This is a genomic window from Sphingomonas suaedae, assembly GCF_007833215.1.
GTDB lineage: Bacteria > Pseudomonadota > Alphaproteobacteria > Sphingomonadales > Sphingomonadaceae > Sphingomonas > Sphingomonas suaedae.
This window is the reverse complement of record NZ_CP042239.1, coordinates 1091650-1115319: the sequence shown is the minus strand read 5'-3', so window position 1 is coordinate 1115319 and position 23670 is coordinate 1091650. Positions and strand designations below refer to the sequence as shown.

Here is a 23670-nt window from a genome sequence, read left to right as displayed (position 1 = left end):
GGCCCTGGCGGCTTCGCTGCCCGGCGTCGCTCATGCCGATCTTGGCGAATATGTGAAGGCGCGTGCCGCCGCCGCCGATGGCGCGGTGGACGTAGCGGCGGCGGGCTATGCGGCGGTACTGGCGGCCGCGCCCGGCGACGAGGTGGTGGCGATCCGCGCCTATCGCAACGCGCTGGCGGCCGGCGATATCGCGCTCGCCCGGCGGGCCGCGGCAGTGCTGGTCCGATCGGGCGTTGCGCCTGCGGATACGGCGATCCTCGAATTCGCAGATGCCGTGCGGGCGCGCGACCGGGCCCGCGCCGATGATGCACTGGGCAAGATCGGCGCCGGGCCGCTCGATTTTCTTGCACCCGTGCTTCGCGCCTGGCTGGCATTCGACCGGGGCGCCGATCCGTTTCCCCTCCTCGACAGTGCCGGTGAAAGCGGCCTCGGTCGCCGCTATATCGCCGAACATCGCGCACTATTGTTGATCGCCTCCAAGCGGCTGGATGAGGGCGTCGCTGCGCTGCAGGCGGCGGTCGGCGCCGACCCGGGCAGTGTCGATTTGCGCTGGAACGCCGCGACCCTGCTGACCGGAACGGGCCAGCGCCGGATCGCGCGCGACGTGCTGTCGGGCGACGATCCGGTGATGACCGCGCTGCGCGACGGGCTGCGCAAGGGACGACCGGGTGCGGCATTCGGGACCAGCCGGTTGCTGACCCGGCTCGCCGCCGACCTGTCGGGGCAGGAGACACAGGCACTGTCGATTCTGCTGACCCGCTCCGCCTTGATGCTGGATCCGGGTGACGATCGTGCGAAATTGCTGCTCGCCGCTGCATTGGCGGGCGAGCGGGCGTTCGATCGTGCGATCATGGTGCTCGATACGATCAAGGCCGCCAGCCCCTTCTACAGTGCCGCACTGGCCGAACGGGTGGGAATGCTGCGGGAACAGGGCGCGCCCGAACGCGCGCTGGCGCTGGCGCAGGGCCTTGCCACGCGGCGCGACGCGGATGTTCGCGATCTTCAGCGCTATGCCGACGGTCTGTCTGACCTTGGGCGCGACGGGGATGCCGCGAAAGTCTATCAGCAGGTGGTGGATCGCGTCGGCGATGCCGCGACCTGGATCCATCACCTTCAGCTTGGCGGATCGCTGGAGCGATCGGGCGAATGGCAGGCGGCGCTGCCGCATTTGCGCAAGGCCGTCGAACTGGCGCCGGAACAGCCGGTCGCGCTCAACTATCTTGGCTATGCGCAGGTCGAGCGGGGCGAGAATCTGGCCGAAGCGGTGGCGTTGCTGGAGCGGGCGAGCCGGTTGCGTCCCGACGACCCCGCGATCACCGACTCGCTCGGCTGGGGCTATTATCGTAGCGGCGATGTGGCGAAGGCGCTCCCACTGCTCGAACGCGCGGCGCAGGGCCAACCGTCGAGCGCCACGATCAACGAGCATCTGGGTGACGCCTATTGGAAAGCCGGCCGCCGGTTCGAGGCGCGCTATGCCTGGCGCGCCGCGGCACTCTATGCCGAGGGTGAGCAAAAAGGTCGGCTGACGACCAAGCTGGCCGATGGCCTGGTGCAAAGGACGGCGGCAAACTGATCGACCGAGAGCCTGCGCCGGCGAAGCTCAACCTGGCGCTGCATGTGCGGCGGCGGCGGGACGACGGCTATCATGAGCTGGAGACGCTGTTCGCGTTCGTGAAGCACGGCGATGAAGTGCGGCTGGACGGCTATGGCGACGGGTTCGCGGTCGAGGGGCCGTTTGCGGCGGGTCTGGCGGGGGAGGGCGACAATCTGGTGACCCGCGCGCGCGATGCGTTCGGCGCAGCGTTCGGGGTGACGACGCCGGGGCGGATCACACTCCAGAAGAACCTGCCGGTCGCATCGGGACTGGGTGGCGGATCGGCGGATGCCGCCGCGATGCTGCGCCTGCTGGCGCGGCGCGAAGGCGTGCCGACCGACGATCCGCGGTTGTTCGCGGTGGCGGATGGGCTGGGATCGGACGTTCCGGCGTGTCTGTTGGGGTGTACCGCGATCGGCACCGGGCGCGGCGAGCGGCTTGCCCCGATCGCTGGTGCGCCGGGCGTGCCGGTGCTGCTGGTCAATCCGGGGGTCGCGGTAGCGACTGCGGCGGTGTTCAAGCGCTGGGACGGCGTGGATCGCGGGGCGCTTCCCTCCGGGGATGCGCTCAACGCCGCACGGGTTGGGCGCAACGATCTGGAGGCGTCGGCACGCGCACTCGCGCCCGTGGTCGATGCCGTGCTGGCGCGACTCTCCGATGCGCCGGGCGTGGCACTTGCGCGCATGTCCGGATCGGGGGCGACCTGTTTTGCGCTGTTCGATACAGTGGCGGCGCGTGCGGCGGCGGCGCGCGACATCGGGGAAGCGGAGCCGGGCTGGTGGTGTCTCGAAACGGAACTCGCGTGACAGAGGGCTGTGCCATTCTGGCTCGGCGCGCGATGCCGGGCGTTGCGTGCAGGTGGGGCGGGGCAACTGGCCCCGTTCTTGCTGCGCCGTTGCTGCGGGTCAGGCGCCGGGAGCGAGACGCCCGTGGGTGGCCCCCGTCTTCGGGCGGGCGCCATCCCCCCGATCGGGGGCGGCAGTGATTCGGTCCGAGCGGGACGGTCCGCTTGCTCTGCTGACATTGGATCGCGGTGGCGCCCGCAACGCCATTTCCATCGCTGCATGGGATGCACTGGCGGCTGCCGCAGCAGGAATCGGTGCTGGCGATGCCGCCGCCGCCATTCTTCGGTCGGCGATGCCTGGAAGCTTCTCCGCAGGCGCGGACCTCACCGAATTTCGAGACCTGATCGACGATCCGGCGCTGCGCACCCGCTTCCGCGTTGCGATGGCGCGCGGGATCGGGGCGGTGGCGGCGCTGCCAATGCCGGTAATTGCGGCAGTCGATGGCGGATGTTTCGGCGCAGCGGTGGCGCTGACGCTGGCGTGCGATATCGTTGTCGCGGGCGACGGGGCAGTGTTCGCGACCACGCCCGCGAAGCTCGGCATCGGCTATCCGGCGGTCGACGTCGCGCGATTGAAGGCACGGATTGGCGCGGGACAGGCGGCGGCGATGCTGTTCACCGGGGAGCGGATCGATGCGGACGCGGCATTGCGCATCGGGCTGGCGCATCGCCGGGCGCCCCACGCCGAGCCGGTGGCGCGGGAGATTGCGCGCGCCATTGCCGCAAACGATCCCGGCGCGGTTCGACTGCTCAAATCCGTCTTGCGCGATTCCGGTGCGTCCAGCCACGATCAGGCGTTTGAGGATGCGTTCGGTTCGGCCGCATTTGCCGAGCGGCTCGCGGCATTTCTGAAGGGCAAAAGATGACCCCCTATCGCTGCATCGAGGGTGCGAGCGATGTGCTGATCCTGTGCGATCATGCATCGAACGCGGTGCCGGCGGATATCGATCTGGGGATCAATCCGGCGCTGCTCGTCAAGCATATCGCGATCGATATCGGTGCGGGGCCGCTGGCCGAGGCGCTTGCCGGGCGGCTGGAGGCGCCCGCGATCCTAGCGGCGGTCTCAAGGCTGGTTATCGACTTCAATAGAGAGCCCGATGCGCTGGGGCTGATCGTTCGGGCGAGCGACGGCCATGCCATCCCCGGCAACGAGGATGCGGATCGGGACGAACGCATCGCACGCTTCTTCGCCCCTTATCACGCGCAGATCGCGCGAACCGTCCGGACTCGGCGCCCGGCGCTGATCGTCGCGATCCACAGCTTCACGCCCGAGCTGGAAAGCGGGATCGACGAACCACGTCCCTGGGAGGCGGGTATCCTCTACAATCGCGACGCGCGCGCCGCCAATGTCGCGGTCAGGCTGTTGCGCGAGGCTGGAATCGTGACCGGGGACAATGAACCCTATTCGGGACGCATCCTGAACGCGACGATGAATCGTCATGCGGAGGCGGGCGGAACGCCCTATCTGGGGATCGAGATCCGCAACGATCTGATCGCCGACGATGCGGGGGTGGCGCGTTGGTGTGAAATTCTCGCAAAACTGGTATCAGATGTGCGCAATCACCTTGCGCAGGAGCGGCCTGCGGCGACATAGGCGGTGGCCATGACCAACCGTTTCGACAAGTCCCGCCTGCCGTCGCGCCACGTCTCCGTCGGCCCCGAGCGCGCGCCACACCGCAGCTATTATTACGCAATGGGCCTGAGCGAAGAGGAAATCGCCCGCCCCTTCGTCGCGCTCGCCAGCGCGGGCAATGACAGCGCTCCGTGCAACACGACGCTGGACATGCAGGCCGATGCCGCGCGCAAGGGCGTGATCGACAATGGCGGGATGCCGCGCCGGTTCAACACGATCACCGTGACGGACGGCATCGCAATGGGGCATCAGGGGATGAAATCCTCGCTGGTCAGCCGCGAGGTGATCGCCGATTCGGTCGAGCTTTCGGTGCGCGGCCATTGCTATGACGCGCTGGTCGGGTTTGCTGGATGCGACAAGTCGCTGCCGGGGATGATGATGGCGATGCTGCGCCTCAATATCCCGTCGATCTTCGTCTATGGCGGATCGATCCTGCCCGGTACGAAGAGCGCGACGTCACCGTCGTCGACGTGTTCGAGGTGGTCGGCAAGTTCGCGGCGGGCACCTGTCCGATCAGCGAGGTCCATGCGCTCGAGAAGGTCGCCTGCCCGGGTCATGGCGCGTGCGGCGGCCAGTTCACCGCCAACACCATGGCGTGCGTCGGCGAGGCGATCGGCCTGTCGCTGCCCAACAGCAACATGGTGCCGGCGCCCTATAGCAGCCGCGAGCAGATCGCGATCGCGGCGGGCTATCAGGTGATGGAGCTCATCGAGCGCAATATCCGTCCGCGCGACATCTGCACGCGCGAGGCGTTCGTCAACGCTGCGCGCATCGTCGCGGCCACCGGGGGGTCGACCAACGGTGCGCTTCACCTGCCCGCGATGGCGAGCGAGGCGGGGATTGAGTTCGACCTGTTCGACGTCGCCGAGATATTCAAATCAACGCCTTACATCGCCGACCTGAAACCCGGTGGAAAATATGTCGCGAAGGACATGTACGAGGCGGGCGGCGTCTACATGCTGATGAAGACGATGCTGGCGAACGATCTGCTCGACGGCAACTGCATGACCGTCACCGGCCGCACGCTGGGCGAGAATATCGATCAGGTGACGTGGAACCCCGACCAGAAGGTCATCTATGACGTCAAGACGCCGATCACCCCGACCGGCGGTGTCGTCGGCCTGCGCGGCAGCCTGGCGCCAGATGGCGCGATCGTGAAGGTCGCGGGGATGCACCGGCTCCAGTTCGAAGGCCCGGCGCGCTGCTTCGATTGCGAGGAGGACGCCTTTGCCGCCGTGGAGGCGCGCTCGATCCGCGAGGGCGAGGTCGTCATCATCCGCTACGAAGGCCCCAAGGGCGGCCCGGGGATGCGCGAAATGCTGTCGACCACCGCGGCGCTCTATGGCCTGGGCCTCGGCGAGAAGGTCGCGCTGATCACCGATGGTCGCTTTTCGGGCGGCACGCGTGGCTTCTGCATCGGCCATGTCGGGCCGGAAGCGGCCGAGGGCGGGCCGATCGCGCTGGTCGAGGATGGCGACACGATCCGCATCGACGCCGAAGCGGGGACGATCGATCTCGACGTGCCTGAGGATGTGCTGGCGGCGCGCCGCGCAAAGTGGCGGCCGCGCGTCAACGACTATCAGTCGGGCGCATTGTGGCGCTATGCGCAGAATGTCGGACCTGCTTATAAGGGCGCGGTAACGCATCCGGGGGCAAAGTCCGAAACGCATGTCTTTGCGGATATCTGAACTCACCGCGGCGGCGGTAGCGTTGTTTGCGCTCGCCGCCTGCGACCGTCCGCAGGTTCAGACCAAGGCCGAACGGGCCGAGGCGGCGCGCGCGATGGAAAAGCGCGCGGCGGCGGAAGGGCGTATCCCCTGTGCGTTGGGCGGCACGGGCGATTTCGCGACGCGCTGCACGATCGACCGGGTCCAGACACAGGACGGGCTGATGCTCACCATCCGTCATCCCGATGGCGGCTTCCATCGGCTGCGCGTGACGAAGGATGGACGCGGCGTGATCGCGGGGGACGGGGCGCGGGAGGCTGTGGTCACCGTGATCGCGCCGGATGCGATCGAGGTCGCGATCGATGATGTCCGCTACCGCCTTCCCGCGACCGTAAAAGGCCAGCAGCGTCAGTGAGCGTCGCGGCGCGGCGATCGGGCTGGGCGGTGTTCTGGCTGGTCGTCGCGATCGCGGCGGCATGGTTCCTGACCGATTCCTTCCGCTTTATCGCCGCGCGGGAGGCTCCGGCGGGAGAGACGCTGTGGGGGCGATGCGTCTGGTATTTCGCGCATGTCGCGCTCGCCATCCCCGTGCTGCTGATCGCGCCGCTCCAGTTTGCCGCGACGTTGCGGACGCGCTGGCCGGTGCTTCATCGCGTGCTGGGACGGTTCTATCTCGCCGCCTCGCTGCTCGCCGGTGTGTTTGCAGTCCATCTCGGGCGCACGATCGCGACGCCGGAGACGCAGGTGCCGCTGACGCTGTTCGCGCTTGTGTGGATCGGCTTCGTGCTGATCGCGTGGCAGGCGGCGCGGCTGCGGCGGTTCGACCTGCATCGCGGCTTCGTGACCCGCGCGACAGCGCTGGCGCTGTCGTTCGTCTGGGTGCGGATGATGGCTGCTGGGGACGGGCTGTTGCTTGGGTTTGTCGAAAACATCGAACTGCGTGCGGCGACGCGGGGGTGGCTGAGTTTCGTGCTGCCGCTGTTGGTGGTGGAGGCATGGCTTTCGTGGTGGCCGGCGGCAAAACCGCTATTTGCGCGTCGCCCTGATTAGTCCTATCGCAGCAAGGCCAGAGGGCCGGGCGGCCGCGTTATGCGCAAGCATACCGAGGAAAGTCCGGGCTCCACGGAAACACGGTGCCGGGTAACGCCCGGCGGTCCCGGTTCGCCGGGGTCAGGGAAAGTGCCACAGAGAGCAGACCGCTCACTGGTCTTCGGGCTGAGGGCAAGGGTGAAAGGGTGCGGCAAGAGCGCACCGCGCGACCGGCAACGGAAGCGGCACGGCAAACCCCACCGGGAGCAAGATCGAATAGGGGCCGCATATGGGGAGTTCCGCCTCGCGGCCCGGGTTGATTGCTTGAGCCCCCACGCAAGTGCGGGCCTAGAGGAATGGTCGCCTATCGCGCGCACCTCCCCTTGGGGAAAGGGCCGCGTGGACAGAACCCGGCTTATAGGCCCTCTGGCAACTCATTTCGTCTGAAAGGCAGGGCTTGTCAGCGCCTTGCCCCCTGGGGGATAAGGGGACGGAGGCGAGACCAATGACACGCGGCATCCTGTTCAGCGCGGGCGTATCGCTCGTGGCCCTGATTTCCACCCCTGCCGAGGCGCGGGACGGCGAACTCGGAAACATGTGCGCGCAGGAAGCCCGGTTGCCGACCCCGGATGACGCCACCGGCAAGACTTACGACGAGATCGTCGTCGAACGCGCGATCGAACTGTGCCGTCGCGCCCTCGCCAAATCTCCTGGCGACGCGGAGGTAATGGCCAATCTCGGTCGCGCGCTCACCAAGGCGGGCGAGGGCAAGGAGGCCTTCCCGCTGATCGAGCGCGCCGCAGCAGCGGGCAGTATGCAGGCGGCAAACACGCTGGCGTCGATGTACGAACTGGGCGATGGCGTGGCGAAGGATCCGGCGCGCGCGTTCGCCTATGCACGCGCTGGCGAGAAAAGCCGTTACGTCTGGATCGTCGGGCGGCTCGCCGAATATTATATGAAGGGTGTCGGCACGTCGCCTGAACCGAAGGCTGGGCTGTCGCTCTACGCGCGCGCCGCCGATCTGGGCAATGCGGGTGCTGCCAAGGATTTGGGCGACCTCTATCGTTTCGGTCGCCACGGCGTTGCGAAGGACTTTGCCCAGGCGCGCAAATGGTACCAGCGCGCGATGGACATGGGCGACGACGATTCGGTCGCGGCGCTGGGCTATATGGCCGAGAGGGGGCAGGGCGGCCCCAAGGATGAGGCTGAGGCGCGGCGGCTTTACCGGATCGCATCGGATCGCGGATCGGGATGGGGCGCGGAAAATCTGGCGGTGATGCTCCAGACCGGGCGCGGCGGCCCCAAGGACGAAAAGACTGCGGCTGATTTCGTCCGCCTTGCCGTCGATCGCGACCAGACCGGTGCGATGCGACGGCTGGGTACCTATTATCGCGACGGCATCGGGCTCGAGCGCGACAATCAGATGGCAATCGCCTGGTTCCGAAAGGCGGCAGACGAAGGCGATGACGACGCGATGGTCGCGCTGGGCGACATGGCGACCAACGGCAAGGGAATGCCGCGCGACGAGGCTGCCGGGCGCGAATGGTATCGCAAGGCGGCCGAAGCGGGCAACGGGAACGGGATGCGCAAGCTCGCATTCGGCCTGGCATCGAGCGAATTCACGGGGGTGCCGAGCGACAATCCTGCTGCGGTCGAATGGTACCACAAGATGGCCGCGCTGGACGATCCCGACTTCGCGGCTGTCGCCGCCGATGTGTTTTCGGAGGGCAAGCTTGTCCCGATGGACCTCAAGGCGGCGCGCAAATATTACGCGCGCGCTTATGCCGAAGGAGTCGAGGATACCGGGCGGCCGCTGGTCGAGGTTATCCTGCGAGATGGGCCGGGCGATGCCGGGCGGGCAGAGGCACTGAAAATCCTGACGGATGCTGCGGACAAGCGGGAGGGCTGGGCGATCGCAGCATTGGCCCACCCCGGGCCACTGATCGAACAGGCGGGCCTCAAGATCGATACCGATGTGTGGCAGGAAAAGATCGCGCGTGAGACCGATCCTGCGCTTTTGACTGAGGTCGCAAAATCTTTGCAAAAGGGCACGCTGTCGCGGCAGCAATTCGGACTCGCCGTGCAATATGCGCGCGCCGCCAGCGACCCGTCGGTGTCGAAGGAATATCAGCTCAAGCTGATGGTCGACCTGCAGTTGCAGGAGGCTGCGCTACGCGAGCTGGCCCGCTATGCGACCACGGACCAATTCAAGGCGCTGTCCGAAGAGCGCCAAAAGACGTTCCTGGCGGCGTTCGACAACCCGCCGACCTGTAATTTCAATGGCGACCAGAGCCATATCGCGCTGTTCCGCCAGCTCGCCGAACTGGGGATGAAGGAGCCGGCGGCCAAATATGCCTGGCTCCTGCTCAATGAGGGCAAGGGCGATGTCGCGGCGGCGATGAAATGGTTCGAGATCGCCGCCGAACGCGGATCGGCCGACGCCCAGCGCGCGATCGGCTATCTCCACCTCAAAGGCTTTGGCGTCGAAAAGAGTGCGCTCAAGGCTGTTCGCGCATGGGAGGAGGCGTATCGCCGGGGCGAGGGTTATGCGGCGCTGAGTCTCGCGCTCTATTATAAGGGTGATCTCGAGTTTACCGAGGCGGAGCGTGCGGGAGCGCCGGCCCCTGATCCGGTGCAGGCGTTCGAATGGATGCAACGTGCGGCGTCGTCGAGCTATGCCAATGCGGTGCTGCTGGCGCGCATGTACCTGGCGGGCGACGGGACCAAGGCAAATCCCAAGGAGGCGATGCGCCTGCTGCACTGGGCCGTGCATTGCGGCGATTATAGCGCACGCGTCGCGGTCGGCGAAGCGTATCTGCACGGATCGGGGGTGGCGAAGGACCCGGACATGGCGCTGCGCTGGTTTCGCCATGCCGCAGGCTCCGGCTGGGCCGGCGGGGCGGTCGCGATGGCCCGCGCTTCGGCGCTCGGCTGGGGTATGAAGCCCGATCTCAAACAGACGCGCTATTGGCTTGCCGAAGCGGTTCGCCGTGGCAGCGACGACGCGAAGAAATGGCAGGAGGCCTGTGGCGTGCAGGCGACGATCAAGTGCCTGACGCGGATCGAGGGCTTTACGCCTCTGCCGATCGGACCGGAGACGCCGGGGCTGAGCGCGGCGCCGAGCTTCGAGGTACGCGAGGCCGCCCTCAAGAAGGATCTGGACGCGGCGGTCGAGAATGGCTCCGAATATGCGATCTTCGAAGGGTTTCGCGGGCTGGAGGAGCATTATCTCCTGTACGGCAAGATGGACCAGTATCTGGCGACCAAGGTCCGCTCGCTGGCGATCAAGGAATCTGCGATCCAGGCGCGGTTCGGGAGCCGTGACAATTATTTCGCGCTGATCGAATCCTCGTGTCACTGGTCGAGCGCGGCAAAGGAAGCCAATGGCGGGGGGCGGCCCGAGGCGGCGCTGTTCTTCGCCAAGGTGGCGGTCAACAAACTGCAGGATGCGCGCAAGCGGATTTCGGACCTCGATCCCTCGATCCGCGAATGCTTCATCCGCGTGCATCAGGATCGCTATCGCTATCTGGCGGGCATCTTCATGGAGATGGGCCGGTTCGGCGAGGCCGAGCATGTGCTGGCGATGCTCAAGGATTTCGAGAGCTACAACTACACCCGCGACAAGCGGCGCGAGGGCGAGGCGTTCGACCGGATGCCGCTCGACGCCCAGCAGACGCAGAGCATGGCCGCATTCGACGCTGCGACGGCAGCGCTGGTGCAGGCCGGGGCAGCGCGTGATCGTCTGATCGCCTTGCAACGCCAGGGGACGCTGACTCCCGAACAGCAAAGGGAACTGGGCGCGGCGACGACCGCACTGGGTGCCGCGCAGACGGCGTTTCGCGGCGAACTGGGCGATCTGGCCGATGCAGTCGCGGGGCTGGATGCCGCCAAGACCCCGGACCAGGAGGAGAAGGCCGATCGCGTCGCGTCGATTCAGCCGCGGCTCATCAGCACCGTTCGACGGCTGGGCAAGGATGTGGCGGCGCTGCACGCGGTCGTATTGCCCGATCGCATTCACTGGCTGCTGACGACTGCAAATTACCAGAAATCGATCGTCGTACCGGTCGATATCACGGCGCTGCGCAAGGATATCGGTCTCTATCGCCAGGCGATCAGCGACCAGGCTGTGTTTATCACTGACCCCGCATCGCGGCTTTATCAGGCGGCGTTCGAACCGGTGGACAAGGCGTTGCGCGCGGCGGGGATTACCCAGGTCATGCTCTCGCTGGACGATGCACTGCGCTATCTGCCGATGGCCGCGCTGCACGACGGCAAGGATTGGCTCGCCAAGCGCTATGCCTTTAGTTTGTTCCGCTCGATCGACGAGGTCCAGACGGGGCCGTCGGATGCAGAAGGATGGCAGGTCGCGGCGTTGGGCGCCAGCCAGGGCGGTGCGGGCCTCAGTCCATTGCCCGCGGTGCCTGCGGAATTGACCGGTATCGTGCGCACGGACGGGGCGGCGACCGGGGTGTTGCCCGGCGTGGTCAAGCTCGACACCGCGTTCGACCGCGCGGCACTGGGGACTGCGATGGCGGGCGGCTATCGCGTGATCCATATCGCGTCGCATTTCTCGCTCGACCCGTCGAGCGCGGACAAGTCGTTCCTGCTGCTCGGCACGGGACACGAACTCCCGCTCACCGAGTTCATCCGCGACGGCAGCTTCACTGCGATCGATGTCGATCTGCTGGCGCTTTCTGCCTGTCAGACGGGCGTTCCGGGAAGCAACCAGAACGGGTCCGAGGTCGATGCAAGCCTGGCAGAACTGGCGCAAAAGGCCGGTGCGTCGGCGGTGCTTGCATCGCTCTGGTCGGTCGCGGACGAGTCCACCGCAGTGCTGATGCAGCGCTTCTACGCGATCCATGCCAAGGGCGACACGAGCAAGGCCGAAGCGCTGCGCCAGGCCCAGATCGCGCTGATGGGCGCCCAGGGCGGTACCGGTGCCGATCGCGGCAGGCTGAAGCCGCAGCCCGGCAAGCCAAAGGGTCCGGCGGTGACGGGCTATGCCCACCCCTTTTACTGGGCGCCGTTCACATTGCTGGGCAATTGGCAGTAGCGATTCGGTGTATTCAGCTGCGCTGAAGCGGCACCGGCCCGCTTCCCCGCCCGGCCACCCATAGGATACTAAAGTTGGGTGGCCGGGCGGGGGAGCGGGCCGGTGCCGCCTGACTGAAGGCGCCCTTAAGCCGCCTTGCGCCGCTCCGCCATCTCGTCGTTGAGCATTTCCGCCAGCAGGAACGCCAGTTCGATGCTCTGCCCCGCGTTGAGGCGGGGGTCGCAATGGGTGTGGTAGCGGTCGGCCAGATCATGCTCGCTGACGTCGATCATGCCGCCGGTACATTCGGTGACATTCTGTCCCGTCATCTCGGCATGGATGCCGCCGGCATAGGTCCCCTCGGCACGATGCACGGCGAAGAACCCGCGCACTTCGTCGAGAATGCGGTCGAACGGACGCGTTTTGTAGCCGTTCGCTGCCTTGACGACATTGCCGTGCATCGGGTCGCAGCTCCACACCACCGGATGCCCCTCGCGCTTTACCGCGCGGACCAGCTTGGGGAGTCCGTCCTCGATCTTGTCATGGCCGTAGCGGGTGATGAGAGTCATACGGCCCGGCGTGCGCGTCGGGTTGAGCGTGTCGAGCAGGCGCAGCAACGCGTCCGGCTCCAGGCTGGGTCCGCATTTCATGCCGATCGGATTGCCGATGCCGCGCAGGAATTCGACATGCGCCGACCCGTCGAACCGCGTGCGGTCGCCGATCCACAGGAAATGCGCGCTGGTGTCGTACCAGTCGCCGGTCAGGCTGTCCTGCCGGGTCAGCGCCTGCTCATAGGGGAGCAGCAGCGCCTCATGGCTGGTGTAGAAATCGGTGCGCTTGAGCTGCGGCACGGTGTCCGGGTTGATCCCGCACGCCTCCATGAACTCGAGCGATTCCCCGATCCGGTCGGCGACCGCTTCGAACCGCTTGGCCCAGGGACTGCGGCCCATGAAGTCGAGCGTCCACTTGTGCACCTGATGCAGATTGGCATAGCCGCCGCTGGCGAAGGCGCGCAGCAGGTTCAGCGTCGCGGCAGACTGGGTATAGCCGCGGATCAGCCGCTGGGGGTCGGGGATGCGCGCTTCGGGGGTGAAGGCGATGTCGTTGACGATGTCCCCGCGATAGCTGGGCAGTTCGACACCGTCGATCGTCTCGGTCGGAGCCGAACGGGGCTTGGCGAACTGCCCGGCCATGCGGCCCAGCTTCACCGTCGGGAGCTTTGACGCGAAGGTCAGCACGACCGCCATCTGGAGGATGACGCGGAAGGTGTCGCGGATGTTGTTCGGGTGGAATTCGGCGAAGCTCTCGGCGCAGTCGCCGCCTTGAAGCAGGAACGCCTCGCCGCGCGACACGCGGGCGAGTTCCTGGGTCAGGGCGCGCGCCTCCCCTGCAAAGACGAGCGGGGGAAAGCTGGCGAGTTGATCCGTGGCGGAACGCAGGGCGGCGTCGTCGGGGTAAACGGGCAACTGGCGCGCTTCCGCCTTTGTCCAGCTGTCGGGGCTCCAGTCCATGGCCTGCTCCACGTTACGGACATGGACGTACCAGTCCTGATGATGCGCGATTCCGTTCGCCGCAATCTGGTTGAGAACGGCCGGCGACGCGCGCTTGCCGTCTTCCTCCCAGCCCTGAACCGTCGATCCGGGCGTGTCGAACCACGCGCCGAAAGCGGCACGGGAGAGGGAGCGTTCCTCGCGGAAGCGGCGGATTTTGGAACCGGCTAACGTCGTCATGCGCCGCCCTTACCCCCGCTGGGTAAGATTGCGCAACAGCTAAATTAACCCAGGCGGGGTAATTGCGCTATGTGCGGCCGTAACGGTTCATCCCGGCTTCATCGGCGCGGGTGTGATACCCATATCTGCCGCGAAGGAGTTGCGTATGTCCCGCCTATTGATGCTTGCCGTGCTGTCTGCGGCGCCCGCAATTGCGCAGGAGGCGCCGGAGGGCGAGCCGGGCGCGCCACCCACGCGCGTTCGCAGTGTGCTACTCTATGGCGACGACACCTGCCCCAAGGCGGAGGGACCCGACGAGGTGGTAGTTTGCGCAAAGGCGGGCGAATCGCCCTATCGCATTCCCAAATCGCTGCGGAAGACCGAACCGGGGCCGGGCGGGACGAGCTGGGTACGCCGCGCCGAGCTGGTCGACGAGGTCAACCGCCAGGTGCTGCCCGGCAGCTGTTCCCCAATCGGCAGTTATGGCCAGAGCGGTTGCACGATCCGGATGCTCCAGCAATGGAAGGCGGAGCAGCGCGCCAAAAAGGAAGAGGAAGCGGCAATCCCCGGCGGAGATGACGACTGACGCCGTCGGTTACTGGCCGAAACCGGGCTCGCTGGCGCGTGCGATGGCTTCACGCGCTGCGGCGAACAGCGCACCGGCCTTTGCCTCGCATTCGCGCTGCTCATAGACCGGGTCGCTGTCCGCGACGATGCCTGCACCGGCGGTGACGTGCATCGTCCCGTCCTTCACGATCGCGGTGCGCAGGACGATGCAGCTGTCCATCGATCCGTCGGGGGAGAAATAGCCGACTCCGCCCGCATAGGGGCCACGCTGGTCCCGCTCCAGTTCGGCGATGATCTCGCAGGCGCGGACCTTGGGCGCGCCGCTGACCGTCCCGGCGGGAAAGCCCGCGAACAGCGCATCCAGCGCATCGGCATCGGGGCGCAGCCGTCCCACGACGTTCGAGACGATGTGCATGACATGGCTGTAGAATTCGACGGTGTAGCTGTCGGTCACCTTGACCGATCCAGCCTGCGCCACGCGGCCAGTATCGTTGCGGCCGAGGTCGAGGAGCATGAGATGCTCGGCGCGCTCCTTCGCGTCGGCAAGCAGGCTGAGGCGGTTCGCTTCGTCCTCCGCCGCGTCCTTGCCGCGGGGGCGGGTTCCGGCGATCGGGCGGATCGTCACCTCGCCATCGCGCACGCGCACCAGAATTTCGGGGCTCGACCCGGTGAGCGCGAATCCGGGAAGGTCGAGGAAATAGAGGAAGGGCGAGGGGTTCACGCGGCGCAACGCGCGATACAGCTCGATCGGCGGCAGCGTGAACGGCGCGGTGAAGCGCTGGGCAAGGACGACCTGAAAGATGTCGCCTGCTGTGATATATTCCTTGGCGCGCAGCACCCGTGCGGCATAGTCATCGGCGGCCACGGTCGGTTGCGGTACGATATCGAGCGCATCGGCGGTCGCGCGCGGGGGCAGCGGGGCCGCGGACAGGCGCGCTGCGGTGGCCTCGATCCGGTCGGTGGCGGCGGCGATCAGCGCATCGGCGTCGCGGGCGGGATCGGGCCAGACTGGCGAGACGAGGAACAGCGAGTCCGCCAGCCGGTCGAAGATCAGGATCACTGTCGGCCGCACAAAGATCATATCGGGCAGGTCGAGTGGATCGTTGGCGGCGCGAGGCAGCGTTTCGACCAGGCCGATCGTCTCATAGCCGAAATAGCCCACCAGACAGGCAAGGGCCCGGGGGATTTCGGCGGGCACTTCCATCCGGCAGTCGGCGACGAGGCGGCGTAACGCGTCGAGCGTCGGAGCGTCGGCGGGGTGAAAGGCGTCGCGGTCGGTGAGCCAGTTGGCATTGATCTCAGCTTTTTCGCCTTCGGCCCGAAAGACGAGATCGGGGGCGAGGCCGATCATGCTGTGGCGACCGCGCACCGCGCCGCCCTCAACCGACTCCAGCAGGAAATCGCCGCGGCCTGGCTCGATCAGCTTGAGCGCAGCGGCGACGGGCGTGTCGGTATCCGCCAGCTGACGGCGCCAGATCAGCGCGGGTTTCCCCGCGCCAAGCGCCGCACGGGCGGCATCGATCCCTTCGACCCCGCCCGACATGACGATCAGTTGCCGCCCGTCGCCTGGCCGCCCAGCTGCGCCTTGAGGCGCGCGATGGCCGCTTCGTTGCGCTCGACCTTCACCGCCTTGCGGGCGGCGGCGGCGAACTGTTCGACATATTCGTTGCCGACAAGCTGGCCGAGCTGGCCGCGCGTCTGGGCGATCAGCGCGTCATTGCCCTTGGCATTGCCTTCCTCGATATCCTCGAGCCAGACGATCCAATAACCGCCGCCCTGCGGCGCTGCGGTCATCTTCGCCTTCTTCTCCGCCATGCTGAACATCAGCCGCACCGGCGGGGGAAGCTGATTGCCCATTTGCGATAGCTGTCCGCGCGAGGCGTCGAGCGGCTGGGGCGGGGGAAGGCGCAGGCCGCTTTCCTGGATCGCCTGCGCCATCGGAGTGCCCTTGTTCAGCTTCGCCAGGATCGCCGACGCAGCCTTGCGGGCCCCCTGAAGCTGGCGGTCGCGGATGAAATCGGCCGTTACCTGGTCGCGAATTTCGGCCAGCGGGCGAGGGGCGGCGGGGATGACCCGTTCGGTCTTCACCAGCGCGAAGCCGCCATCCTGACCGATCGGAGCCAGCTGGGGATCGTCGCCGGTTTCCATCGCGAAACCGGCGGTGGCGATCTGGGCAAGCGCAGGATCGGGCGCTTCGCCATCCATTGCGGCGCGACCATCGGCGAACAGCGGCGCGCTGGTCTCCGCCTTCAGCTTCGCCTCGGCGACCGCTTCGTCGAACGTGGAATTGTCGGCGATGGCACCGTCGATCTTGGCGCGCAGATCGGCCAGCGCTTCGGCTTCCTTGCGCTTGGTAATCTCGTCGGCCAGCTCGCTGCGGACCTGATCGAGCGTCTTGCCCGCCACCTGTTCAATCCCCTCGACGCGGACGATGTGCCAGCCGAGCGGCGACTTGAGCGGGCCGACCACGGCGCCCTGATCGGCGGCGAAGGCGGCATTGGCGATGGCGTCGCTGCTGGCGCGGGCAAAGGCGGCCTTTTCGGCATTGTCGATCGTGGACGGGGCCAGCCCAGCGGCCTTGGCGGCATCGGCCATGCTGGTGCCGCCCTTCACCTTCGCAGCGATCGTCTTGGCGGCGTTTTCGTCGGCGACGATGATCTGCGCCAGGTTGCGACGCGTGCTGGCGGCATATTGCGCGGCATTTGCCTTGTACGCCGCTGCGATCTCGGCATCGGTCGCCTTCGCGGTTTCGGCGAACTGTTCGGGGCGGACGATGGCATAGCGGACGACGCGGCGCTCGGGCAGCGTGTAGCGAGCGGTGTTCTTCTTGTAGAAGCCCTCAATCTCGGCCGCGGTCGGCGCCTTGCCCGGATCGATCGCACCAATGGGAACGTAGCCAACCAGCCCCTTGCGGCGCTCGAGCAACAGCGAGGCATAGGGCAAGGCAAGCTGGGTCGGGACCTGGCTGGCGCCGATGGTCGGGCCGACCAGCCACTGGACCAGCGTCTCGCGGCGGAAATCGGCGCGGACCTGATCGGCGGTGATGTTCTGCTGTTTCAGCAGATCGTCGAACCGCTGCTGGCTGAACTTGCCGTCGAAGCCCTGAAAGGCGGGGAGCGAGGCGATCTGGCCGTCGATCGACGCCTTTGACACCGTCATTCCCTGTTGCAGGGCATATTCCTCCAGCGCCATGCCGTTGATGACCTGGTCGAGCACCTGTTCGAACCCGCCGGTGTTCACGAACTGGGTCATGTCGAGCATCGGCTGTTCCTGGCGGATGCGGTCGAGCGCGTTCTTGAGGCGATCCTGAAGCTCCTGCTCGGTCAGCTTCTTGTCGCCCACCGTCACCAGGGCAGAGCTGGATGCCGCCCCGCCGCCGACGCCGGAAATGTCCGCCATGCCAAAGGCGACGGCGATGATGACGAGGACGATCAGGGCGATGATCTTGCCGGGGGTCGAAAAGATGGCGCGCCGGAGGTTGGTGAGCATGGATACCCGCTGAAGAGGGATGGATTGCGCTCGCTTTAGGGGGCACGGGGACGGGCATCAAGCGACAACGGACGCGAACGGGGCGGGGACGGCGGGCAAGACGCTTGTGCGGTCTGGCAGCGCGGCCTATCGGCCTGTCCAATAGTGGACAAAGGGGAAGCGGGATGCGGCGCAAGCTGGTGGCGGGAAACTGGAAGATGAACGGCGTTACCGCCTCGCTGCCCGAGGTGGAGGCGATCGCGGCGGCCGCCGCGGCCAATCCCGGCGTCGACGTGGCGCTGTGCCCCCCGGCGACGCTGATCGCCCCGGCGGTGGCGGTTGCGAGCGGGATGCCGATCGGCGGGCAGGATTGCCATGAGCATGACAGCGGCGCGCATACCGGGTGTATCTCGGCCGCGATGCTCAAGGATGCCGGGGCGACGCTGACCATCGTCGGGCATAGCGAGCGGCGCGCCGACCAGAACGAGACCAGCCACGACGCCTGGGCCAAGGCGGCGGCGGCGCATCGCCATGGCCTGAACGTCATCCTGTGCGTCGGCGAGACCGAGGCGGAGCGCAATGCCGGTCGCGCCGAGCGGGTGGTGCAGGCGCAGATCGAGAAATCGGTGCCCGAGGATGCGGACGGCAGCTGGCTCACCTTGGCCTATGAACCGCGCTGGGCGATCGGCACCGGGCGCACCCCGACGCTGGAGGAAATCGAGCTGATCCACGCCATCGCCCGCGCCAAGCTGGGCATGATGGTGGGTGCGGAGAAGGCCGAGGCGATCCGCATCCTGTATGGCGGGTCGGTGACCGGGGCGAATGCCGCGACCATCCTGGCGGTCGACAATGTCGATGGCGCGCTGGTCGGCGGAGCGAGCCTGACGGCGGAGAAGTTCGTGCCGATTATCGAAGCCGCCGCGAAGCTGTAGGCGATGCACGCCGCACGCCCCGATGTGCCGGAGACGCGGGGGCGGCGGATCGGGCGGTGGCTGCTCGCGCTCTTCTATGCGGTGGCGGGGGTGGCGCATTTCCTGTTCACCGATGCGATGGTGCGGATCGTCCCCGCATGGGTGCCATGGGACGCGCATGAGGTGGTGCTGACCACCGGCGCGGCCGAGATGATCTGTGCCGCGGCACTGATGACCCGCAAATGGCGGCTGGCCGCGGGGTGGGCGCTGGCGCTCTATGCGCTGTGCGTGTGGCCGGCCAATGTGAAGCACGCGATGATCGACCTGACGTGGCTGGGCGGAAGCGGGGCGGGGCTGTCGGCGTGGTACCATGTGCCGCGCCTGCTGGCGCAGCCGTTGCTGATCGCGTGGGCGCTGTGGGCGGTCGGTGCGGTGCGGGTGGAGCGAGGTGTGACGGCGGCGGGAAACTGACGAAGTTCCGCGCAACGCGCTTCATTCTGTCAGCTTCGGACGGCGCTGCGGCGGTGCGGGAGGCTCGGCCAGCGCGGCCAGCGCCATGCGGAAATCGGGGCGGGTGATCGTGCCGATCTGGCGCCCGCGATAATAGCGCGGACGGGTGACGCCGTTGAGCGCGCGGTCCATCGCCATGCTGAACATGCGATCATAGCCCATCATCAACGCCGCATCCCAGGCGCGGGCGAAGTCCGCCGCCTCGGGCCGCTCGCGCAATTTGTACGCGGTCTGGCGGCTCATGCCGACGGCTTTGCAGGCGCGGGTGACGGTGCCCATGACCGCGAGGGCGTGGATGAAGTCCGTTTGTCGGCGCGCAGTCCAGCCATCGGCGCGGCCACAGGTGGGGGCGGGCGTGAAGGCGAGGATGGCTTCATCCTCGTCGGACATGCCGGTTGGGGATGGGGCGGGCGGGGTGGGTGAGTCGTTCATCCACCAGTTTATGTGCTGAGATGGGGCTTGTAGGAAAGGGTTTGTTTGCGGTTTGTTCCGGTTAGTCGCAAACCTTTGTGACTTCTCGATTTTCTACAGTGCCCATTGACAATCACAGCCAAATCCCGGTCTAAATCACGACCATTTTTGCGGTTGACGGGGGAAGTATGTCGGAACTCGAAGCAAAGTTAAACGAGGTTGCTCAGGTCGCTCGGGAGCATAGGGAAGTGCTTTTGACCGAAGAGGCCGCTAAAAATGCCTTGGTCATGCCGTTTCTTCAGGCGCTCGGTTATAACGTGTTCAATCCCGGCGAGGTCATCCCAGAATTCACCTGTGACGTCGGGACAAAGAAGGGCGAGAAGGTTGATTATGCGATTTGCCACGGCGGTAGTGTCGCTATTCTCGTCGAATGCAAGCCGGCCAATGTCGAGCTGAACGTGAGCCATGCTTCGCAGCTCTTCCGGTACTTCTCGGTCACTGAGGCGAGACTGGCGATCTTGACCAATGGCATCGTCTACAAATTCTTCTCTGACATCGACACGCCGAACAAGATGGACGAGCGGCCGTTTTTCACGGTCCAGATCGACGCGCTGCGTAAGAGCGACTTCAGGACCCTCGAGAGCTTCACCAAGGCCGGCTTTGATATCACGAAGATTGTTGCGGAGGCGGGCAATCTGAAGCTTCAGACGTTGGTCGCCAAGGAACTGCAGAAAGAGTTCCAACAGCCCTCTGAGGAGTTTGTCCGGCTGATCGCAGCGCGCGTTTACGAGGGGCGGGTCACGGCGGCGGTTAAGAGCCAATTTGAAAGTGTTATTGTAGCGTCAATTTCCGCGTTGATACGAGACCGGGTGAATGAGCGTCTGACGTCCGCATTGAGCGTGTCGAACGCGCCAGAAATCGACAGTGCGGACGATCAATCACCCGATGATGCAGGCGTTATCACCACGGAAGACGAGATTGCAGGATTCAATATCATTCGAGCGATTGCTGCACGCGTAGTCGATCCGAAACGGATCGTCATACGCGATGCAATGTCGTATTGCGCGATCCTGCTGGACGACAACAATCGCAAGACGATAGCGCGTCTACACTTCAACAGTCCGACGTCGCGGTATCTGGGCACTTTCGTGGGTAAGGATGAGGCGCGTTTGCCGGTCGCAGGCCCCGTCGATATTTATCAGCACGAGAAGGCGATATTGGCGCGGATTCAGGAACTGACGCGCTAGCAGCGCGACGGCGGCTTTCTCTTCTCCCTCTCTCTTCTCCCTCTCTCCGCTTGCGGGGAGAGGGTGGCGCGCGGAGCGGCGCCGGGAGAGGGGGCTGGTTGGTTCTCGGCGTTTGTTCTTTTTTGGATAGCCCCTCTCCCCGGCCCTCTCCCCGCGAGCGGAGAGAGGGGGAAGGGGGGCTCCCGGCAAGCGGACAGGCGCGGAGGCGAAGGGGCGGCTATTTCCGCCGTTCGCTGATCGCGTTGGCGATCGTCGTCAGGACAGCGTCCAGGTTGGTCATCACGTCGCTGTTGGTGAAGCGCAGGACGCGGAAGCCTTCGCATTCGAGATAGCTTGTGCGGGTAGCGTCGTAATCCTGCTGGGTCGCGTGGGTGTCGCCGTCGATTTCGATCGCGAGCATTGCTGTGCGGCTGGTGAAGTCGACGATGTAGCTGCCGAGGACGGTCTGGAAGCGGAATTTGGTGGCTTCGAAGCGTTTGGCGCGGAGGTGGTACCAGAGGTGCGCTTCGGGTGGGGTGGGGTTCTGGCGCATGTGGCGGGCTCGGGCGAGGAGGGTGGGGTCTCTCATTTTCGGGCGTTCCCCTGCTTGGATAGCCCCTCTCCCCGGCCCTCTCCCCGCAAGCGGAGAGAGGGAGAAGTGGGCCTAGGTTTCCTTCGTGACAAAACTATCCATCACCCGCTTCCGCCCGGCGGTCTCGAACTCGATCTCCAGCTTGTTGCCTTCGATCTCGACGATCTCGCCATAGCCGAACTTCTGGTGGAAGACGCGCATCCCGAGCGACAGGTCGTCGCGGCCCTTGTTGCCCAGGCTGACTGCGCTGCCGCGGTTCTCCACGACGCGTTTGGGGGCGGTGGTGAAGGTGGAACTGGGGGCGGCGGCGCGTTGCCAGCCGGGGCCGCGGCCGGTGCCGCGTCCGACATGGGCGAAGGGGTCGGTGTGTTCGCTCCAGTTGGCGCGCCACAGGCTCGCGCCGCCGGACATGGTGCTTTCCTCCTCGATATGTTCCTTGGGCAGCTCGCCGACGAAGCGGCTGGGGATGCTGCTGGTCCACTGGCCGTAGATGCGGCGGTTGGCGGCGTGGAGGATGGTGGCGAGGCGGCGGGCGCGGGTGATCGCGACATAGGCGAGGCGGCGTTCCTCCTCCAGTGAAGCGAGGCCGCCTTCGTCGAGCGAGCGCTGGCTGGGGAACAGGCCTTCCTCCCATCCTGCGAGGAAAACGGTGTCGAATTCCAGCCCCTTGGCCGCGTGGATGGTCATGATCGTGACCTTGGGCTCGTCGGCGTTGTTCTCGTTATCCATGACGAGGCTGACATGTTCGAGGAACGCGCCGAGCGTTTCATATTCCTCCATCGCGCGGACGAGTTCGGAGAGGTTTTCGAGGCGGCCGGCGGCTTCGGCGGTGCGGTCCGCCTGCCACATCGCGGTGTAGCCGCTTTCGTCGAGGATGATCTGGGCGAGTTCGGTGTGGGGGAGGGACCCGATCCGCCCGGACTCGAACGTGGTCGCTTGCCGCGCTCCCCCTCCACCATCGCTTTGCGATGGTCCCTCTCCCCGTTCCGGGGAGGATTTTAGAAGGTTGCTCCAGCGGGCGACGTCGCCGACGAAGCTGCCGAGCGCGCGGCGGGCCTGCGGCGTCAGCTCGTCGGTGTCGAGGATGCGCGCGGCGGCGGCGAGCAGCGGGATGCCCTCCGCGCGGGCGAGCATGTGGATCTTGGCGATCGCCTTGTCGCCCAGGCCGCGCTTGGGGACGTTGACGATGCGTTCGAAGGCGAGGTCGTCGGCGGGCTGATGGACCAGGCGGAGATAGGCGAGCGCATCGCGGATTTCGGCGCGTTCGTAGAAGCGGAAGCCGCCGACGATTCGGTAGGGCAGGCCGATCGCGATGAAGCGGTCTTCGAACTCGCGCGTCTGATGCTGGGCGCGGACGAGGATGGCGAATTCGTCCAGCGACTTGCCCTCACGGATGCGGGCGCGTTCGATGTCTTCGCCGACGCGGCGCGCTTCTTCCGGGCCGTCCCACACGCCGATGACGCGGACCTTCTCCCCCGCGTCGATCTCGGTCCACAATTCCTTGCCAAGGCGGCCGGAGTTGTTGGCGATCACCGCGCCGGCGGCGGCGAGGATGTGCGGGGTGGAGCGGTAATTCTGTTCGAGGCGGATGACCTTGGCGCCCGGAAAGTCCTTTTCGAACTTCAGGATATTTTCGACCTGCGCGCCGCGCCAGCTGTAGATCGACTGGTCGTCGTCGCCGACGCAGCAGATATTCTTGCGCTCCTGTGCCAGCAGGCGGAGCCAGAGATACTGGACGCTGTTGGTGTCTTGATACTCGTCCACCATGATGTAGCGGAAGCGCTGCTGATACTGCGCCAGCACGTCGCGATGGGTGCGCAGGATGGTGAGCATGTGCAGCAGCAGGTCGCCGAAGTCGCACGCGTTAAGCGCGCGCAGGCGGTCCTGATACTGCTGGTAGAGCGCCTGGCCCTTGCCGTTGGCGAAATGCTCCGCCTCGCCCGCGTCGAGCATGTCGGGGGTCAGGCCCTTGTTCTTCCACCCGTCGATCAGCCCGCCGAGCTGGCGCGCGGGCCAGCGTTTTTCGTCGAGGTCGTTGGCGACGATGAGCTGCTTGAGCAGGCGCAGCTGGTCGTCGGTGTCGAGGATGGTGAAGTTGCTCTGCAGCCCGACCAGCTCGGCGTGGCGGCGGAGCATCTTGGCGCCGATCGCGTGGAAGGTGCCGAGCCACGGCATCCCCTCGACCGCGTCGCCGACATGGTGGCGTACGCGCTCGCGCATCTCGCGCGCGGCCTTGTTGGTGAAGGTGACGCTGAGGATTTCGGACGGGTAGGCGCGGCGGGTCCACAGGAGGTGGGCGAGGCGGGCGGTAAGCGCGGCAGTTTTGCCGGTTCCGGCGCCGGCCAGGACGAGGACGGGGCCGTCGAGCGTGAGCACGGCTTCGCGCTGCGGCGCGTTGAGGCCGCGCAGGTACGGGGGATCGTCGGGCGAAGGCTGAGGTACGGACATTGTGAACAGGTAGGGAACGGGGCGAGTCG

At 66.3% G+C, this 23670-nt stretch carries 17 protein-coding genes, 1 other RNA gene and 1 pseudogene; 13 read left to right on the top strand and 6 right to left on the bottom strand.

Translation table 11 applies throughout. The features are described 5' to 3' along the window. Positions 1-52 precede the first annotated feature (52 nt). The 9 genes and pseudogenes from FPZ54_RS05375 to FPZ54_RS05335 all read left to right on the top strand — a co-directional run bounded on the left by FPZ54_RS05375 (position 53) and on the right by FPZ54_RS05335 (position 11820). The gene (locus FPZ54_RS05375) at positions 53-1573 is read left to right on the top strand and encodes a tetratricopeptide repeat protein (protein WP_239019720.1); all 1521 of its coding nucleotides are present in this window, start codon (positions 53-55) and stop codon (positions 1571-1573) included. Further along, positions 1573-2400: a 4-(cytidine 5'-diphospho)-2-C-methyl-D-erythritol kinase gene (locus FPZ54_RS05370; protein ID WP_145845545.1), complete on the top strand. Its 828-nt coding sequence runs from the start codon at positions 1573-1575 to the stop codon at positions 2398-2400. The genes FPZ54_RS05375 and FPZ54_RS05370 overlap by 1 nt, the downstream gene beginning before the upstream one ends. A 175-nt stretch (positions 2401-2575) precedes the next feature. After that, on the top strand, positions 2576-3304 hold the full coding sequence (locus FPZ54_RS05365; RefSeq protein ID WP_145845543.1) for an enoyl-CoA hydratase/isomerase family protein: 729 nt from the start codon (positions 2576-2578) through the stop codon (positions 3302-3304). Continuing rightward, positions 3301-4032 carry an N-formylglutamate amidohydrolase gene (locus tag FPZ54_RS05360; protein ID WP_145845541.1) on the top strand — a complete coding sequence of 244 codons (732 nt, stop codon included), beginning with the start codon at positions 3301-3303 and terminating at the stop codon, positions 4030-4032. Before FPZ54_RS05365 ends, FPZ54_RS05360 begins: the two co-directional genes overlap by 4 nt. Positions 4033-4041: 9 nt before the next feature. Further along, a pseudogene (gene ilvD / locus FPZ54_RS05355) lies at positions 4042-5759 on the top strand (dihydroxy-acid dehydratase). Next, positions 5740-6153, top strand: a complete 414-nt coding sequence (locus FPZ54_RS05350) for a hypothetical protein (protein WP_422396558.1) — start codon at positions 5740-5742, stop codon at positions 6151-6153. The pseudogene ilvD and the gene FPZ54_RS05350 overlap by 20 nt, the downstream one beginning before the upstream one ends. Continuing rightward, positions 6150-6788: a DUF2306 domain-containing protein gene (locus FPZ54_RS05345; RefSeq protein ID WP_145845540.1), complete on the top strand. Its 639-nt coding sequence runs from the start codon at positions 6150-6152 to the stop codon at positions 6786-6788. The genes FPZ54_RS05350 and FPZ54_RS05345 overlap by 4 nt, the downstream gene beginning before the upstream one ends. Before the next feature lie 16 nt (positions 6789-6804). Then, positions 6805-7201: RNase P RNA component class A (rnpB, locus tag FPZ54_RS05340), an RNA gene on the top strand. A 71-nt stretch (positions 7202-7272) separates the two neighbouring features. After that, entirely contained in the window at positions 7273-11820 is a 4548-nt protein-coding gene (locus FPZ54_RS05335; protein ID WP_145845539.1) for a CHAT domain-containing protein, read from the top strand. Positions 11821-11945: 125 nt separating this feature from the next. Here the strand turns inward: FPZ54_RS05335 and FPZ54_RS05330 are convergent, their stop codons facing one another. Beyond that, entirely contained in the window at positions 11946-13529 is a 1584-nt protein-coding gene (locus FPZ54_RS05330) for a class II 3-deoxy-7-phosphoheptulonate synthase (RefSeq protein ID WP_145845537.1), read from the bottom strand. 145 nt (positions 13530-13674) lie between these two features. On the opposite strand from FPZ54_RS05330, the gene FPZ54_RS05325 reads away from it, so the two are divergent. After that, a complete protein-coding gene (locus FPZ54_RS05325) occupies positions 13675-14094 on the top strand; it encodes a hypothetical protein (RefSeq protein ID WP_145845535.1) in 420 nt (139 codons plus the stop codon). Positions 14095-14103: 9 nt separating this feature from the next. Here FPZ54_RS05325 and trpE read toward each other — a convergent pair whose 3' ends face one another. Both trpE and FPZ54_RS05315 read right to left on the bottom strand, forming a co-directional pair. Next, a complete protein-coding gene (gene trpE, locus FPZ54_RS05320) occupies positions 14104-15618 on the bottom strand; it encodes an anthranilate synthase component I (RefSeq protein WP_145845533.1) in 1515 nt (504 codons plus the stop codon). Positions 15619-15623: 5 nt separating this feature from the next. Continuing rightward, entirely contained in the window at positions 15624-17564 is a 1941-nt protein-coding gene (locus tag FPZ54_RS05315) for a SurA N-terminal domain-containing protein (protein ID WP_145845531.1), read from the bottom strand. Positions 17565-17728: 164 nt separating this feature from the next. On the opposite strand from FPZ54_RS05315, the gene tpiA reads away from it, so the two are divergent. Continuing rightward, entirely contained in the window at positions 17729-18475 is a 747-nt protein-coding gene (tpiA, locus tag FPZ54_RS05310) for a triose-phosphate isomerase (RefSeq protein ID WP_145845529.1), read from the top strand. 3 nt (positions 18476-18478) lie between these two features. Beyond that, positions 18479-18925, top strand: a complete 447-nt coding sequence (locus FPZ54_RS05305) for a DoxX family protein (protein WP_222428350.1) — start codon at positions 18479-18481, stop codon at positions 18923-18925. Between the two features lie 21 nt (positions 18926-18946). Here the strand turns inward: FPZ54_RS05305 and FPZ54_RS05300 are convergent, their stop codons facing one another. Then, positions 18947-19396: a hypothetical protein gene (locus FPZ54_RS05300; protein WP_145845527.1), complete on the bottom strand. Its 450-nt coding sequence runs from the start codon at positions 19394-19396 to the stop codon at positions 18947-18949. A gap of 167 nt (positions 19397-19563) precedes the next feature. Here FPZ54_RS05300 and FPZ54_RS05295 point away from each other — a divergent pair, with 167 nt between their 5' ends. Beyond that, the gene (locus tag FPZ54_RS05295) at positions 19564-20622 is read left to right on the top strand and encodes a type I restriction endonuclease (RefSeq protein WP_145845525.1); all 1059 of its coding nucleotides are present in this window, start codon (positions 19564-19566) and stop codon (positions 20620-20622) included. A 217-nt stretch (positions 20623-20839) separates the two neighbouring features. Here the strand turns inward: FPZ54_RS05295 and FPZ54_RS05290 are convergent, their stop codons facing one another. Both FPZ54_RS05290 and FPZ54_RS05285 read right to left on the bottom strand, forming a co-directional pair. Beyond that, positions 20840-21190 (bottom strand): endonuclease domain-containing protein, encoded by a 351-nt coding sequence (locus tag FPZ54_RS05290; protein ID WP_239019718.1) that lies wholly within the window; start codon positions 21188-21190, stop codon positions 20840-20842. 75 nt (positions 21191-21265) lie between these two features. Beyond that, positions 21266-23641 (bottom strand): ATP-dependent helicase, encoded by a 2376-nt coding sequence (locus FPZ54_RS05285; RefSeq protein WP_145845522.1) that lies wholly within the window; start codon positions 23639-23641, stop codon positions 21266-21268. Positions 23642-23670: the final 29 nt, after the last annotated feature.

What these genes read in the sequence shown, in the direction of transcription:
- FPZ54_RS05285 (WP_145845522.1), bottom strand. Translation starts at nt 23,641, where the DNA reads ATGTCCGTACCTCAGCCTTCGCCCGACGATCCCCCGTACCTGCGCGGC.
- FPZ54_RS05300 (WP_145845527.1), bottom strand. Translation starts at nt 19,396, where the DNA reads ATGAACGACTCACCCACCCCGCCCGCCCCATCCCCAACCGGCATGTCC.
- FPZ54_RS05360 (WP_145845541.1), top strand. Translation starts at nt 3,301, where the DNA reads ATGACCCCCTATCGCTGCATCGAGGGTGCGAGCGATGTGCTGATCCTG.
- FPZ54_RS05350 (WP_422396558.1), top strand. Translation starts at nt 5,740, where the DNA reads ATGTCTTTGCGGATATCTGAACTCACCGCGGCGGCGGTAGCGTTGTTT.
- tpiA (WP_145845529.1), top strand. Translation starts at nt 17,729, where the DNA reads ATGCGGCGCAAGCTGGTGGCGGGAAACTGGAAGATGAACGGCGTTACC.
- FPZ54_RS05325 (WP_145845535.1), top strand. Translation starts at nt 13,675, where the DNA reads ATGTCCCGCCTATTGATGCTTGCCGTGCTGTCTGCGGCGCCCGCAATT.
- FPZ54_RS05295 (WP_145845525.1), top strand. Translation starts at nt 19,564, where the DNA reads ATGTCGGAACTCGAAGCAAAGTTAAACGAGGTTGCTCAGGTCGCTCGG.
- FPZ54_RS05330 (WP_145845537.1), bottom strand. Translation starts at nt 13,529, where the DNA reads ATGACGACGTTAGCCGGTTCCAAAATCCGCCGCTTCCGCGAGGAACGC.
- FPZ54_RS05315 (WP_145845531.1), bottom strand. Translation starts at nt 17,564, where the DNA reads ATGCTCACCAACCTCCGGCGCGCCATCTTTTCGACCCCCGGCAAGATC.
- FPZ54_RS05305 (WP_222428350.1), top strand. Translation starts at nt 18,479, where the DNA reads ATGCACGCCGCACGCCCCGATGTGCCGGAGACGCGGGGGCGGCGGATC.
- trpE (WP_145845533.1), bottom strand. Translation starts at nt 15,618, where the DNA reads ATGTCGGGCGGGGTCGAAGGGATCGATGCCGCCCGTGCGGCGCTTGGC.
- FPZ54_RS05290 (WP_239019718.1), bottom strand. Translation starts at nt 21,190, where the DNA reads ATGAGAGACCCCACCCTCCTCGCCCGAGCCCGCCACATGCGCCAGAAC.
- FPZ54_RS05335 (WP_145845539.1), top strand. Translation starts at nt 7,273, where the DNA reads ATGACACGCGGCATCCTGTTCAGCGCGGGCGTATCGCTCGTGGCCCTG.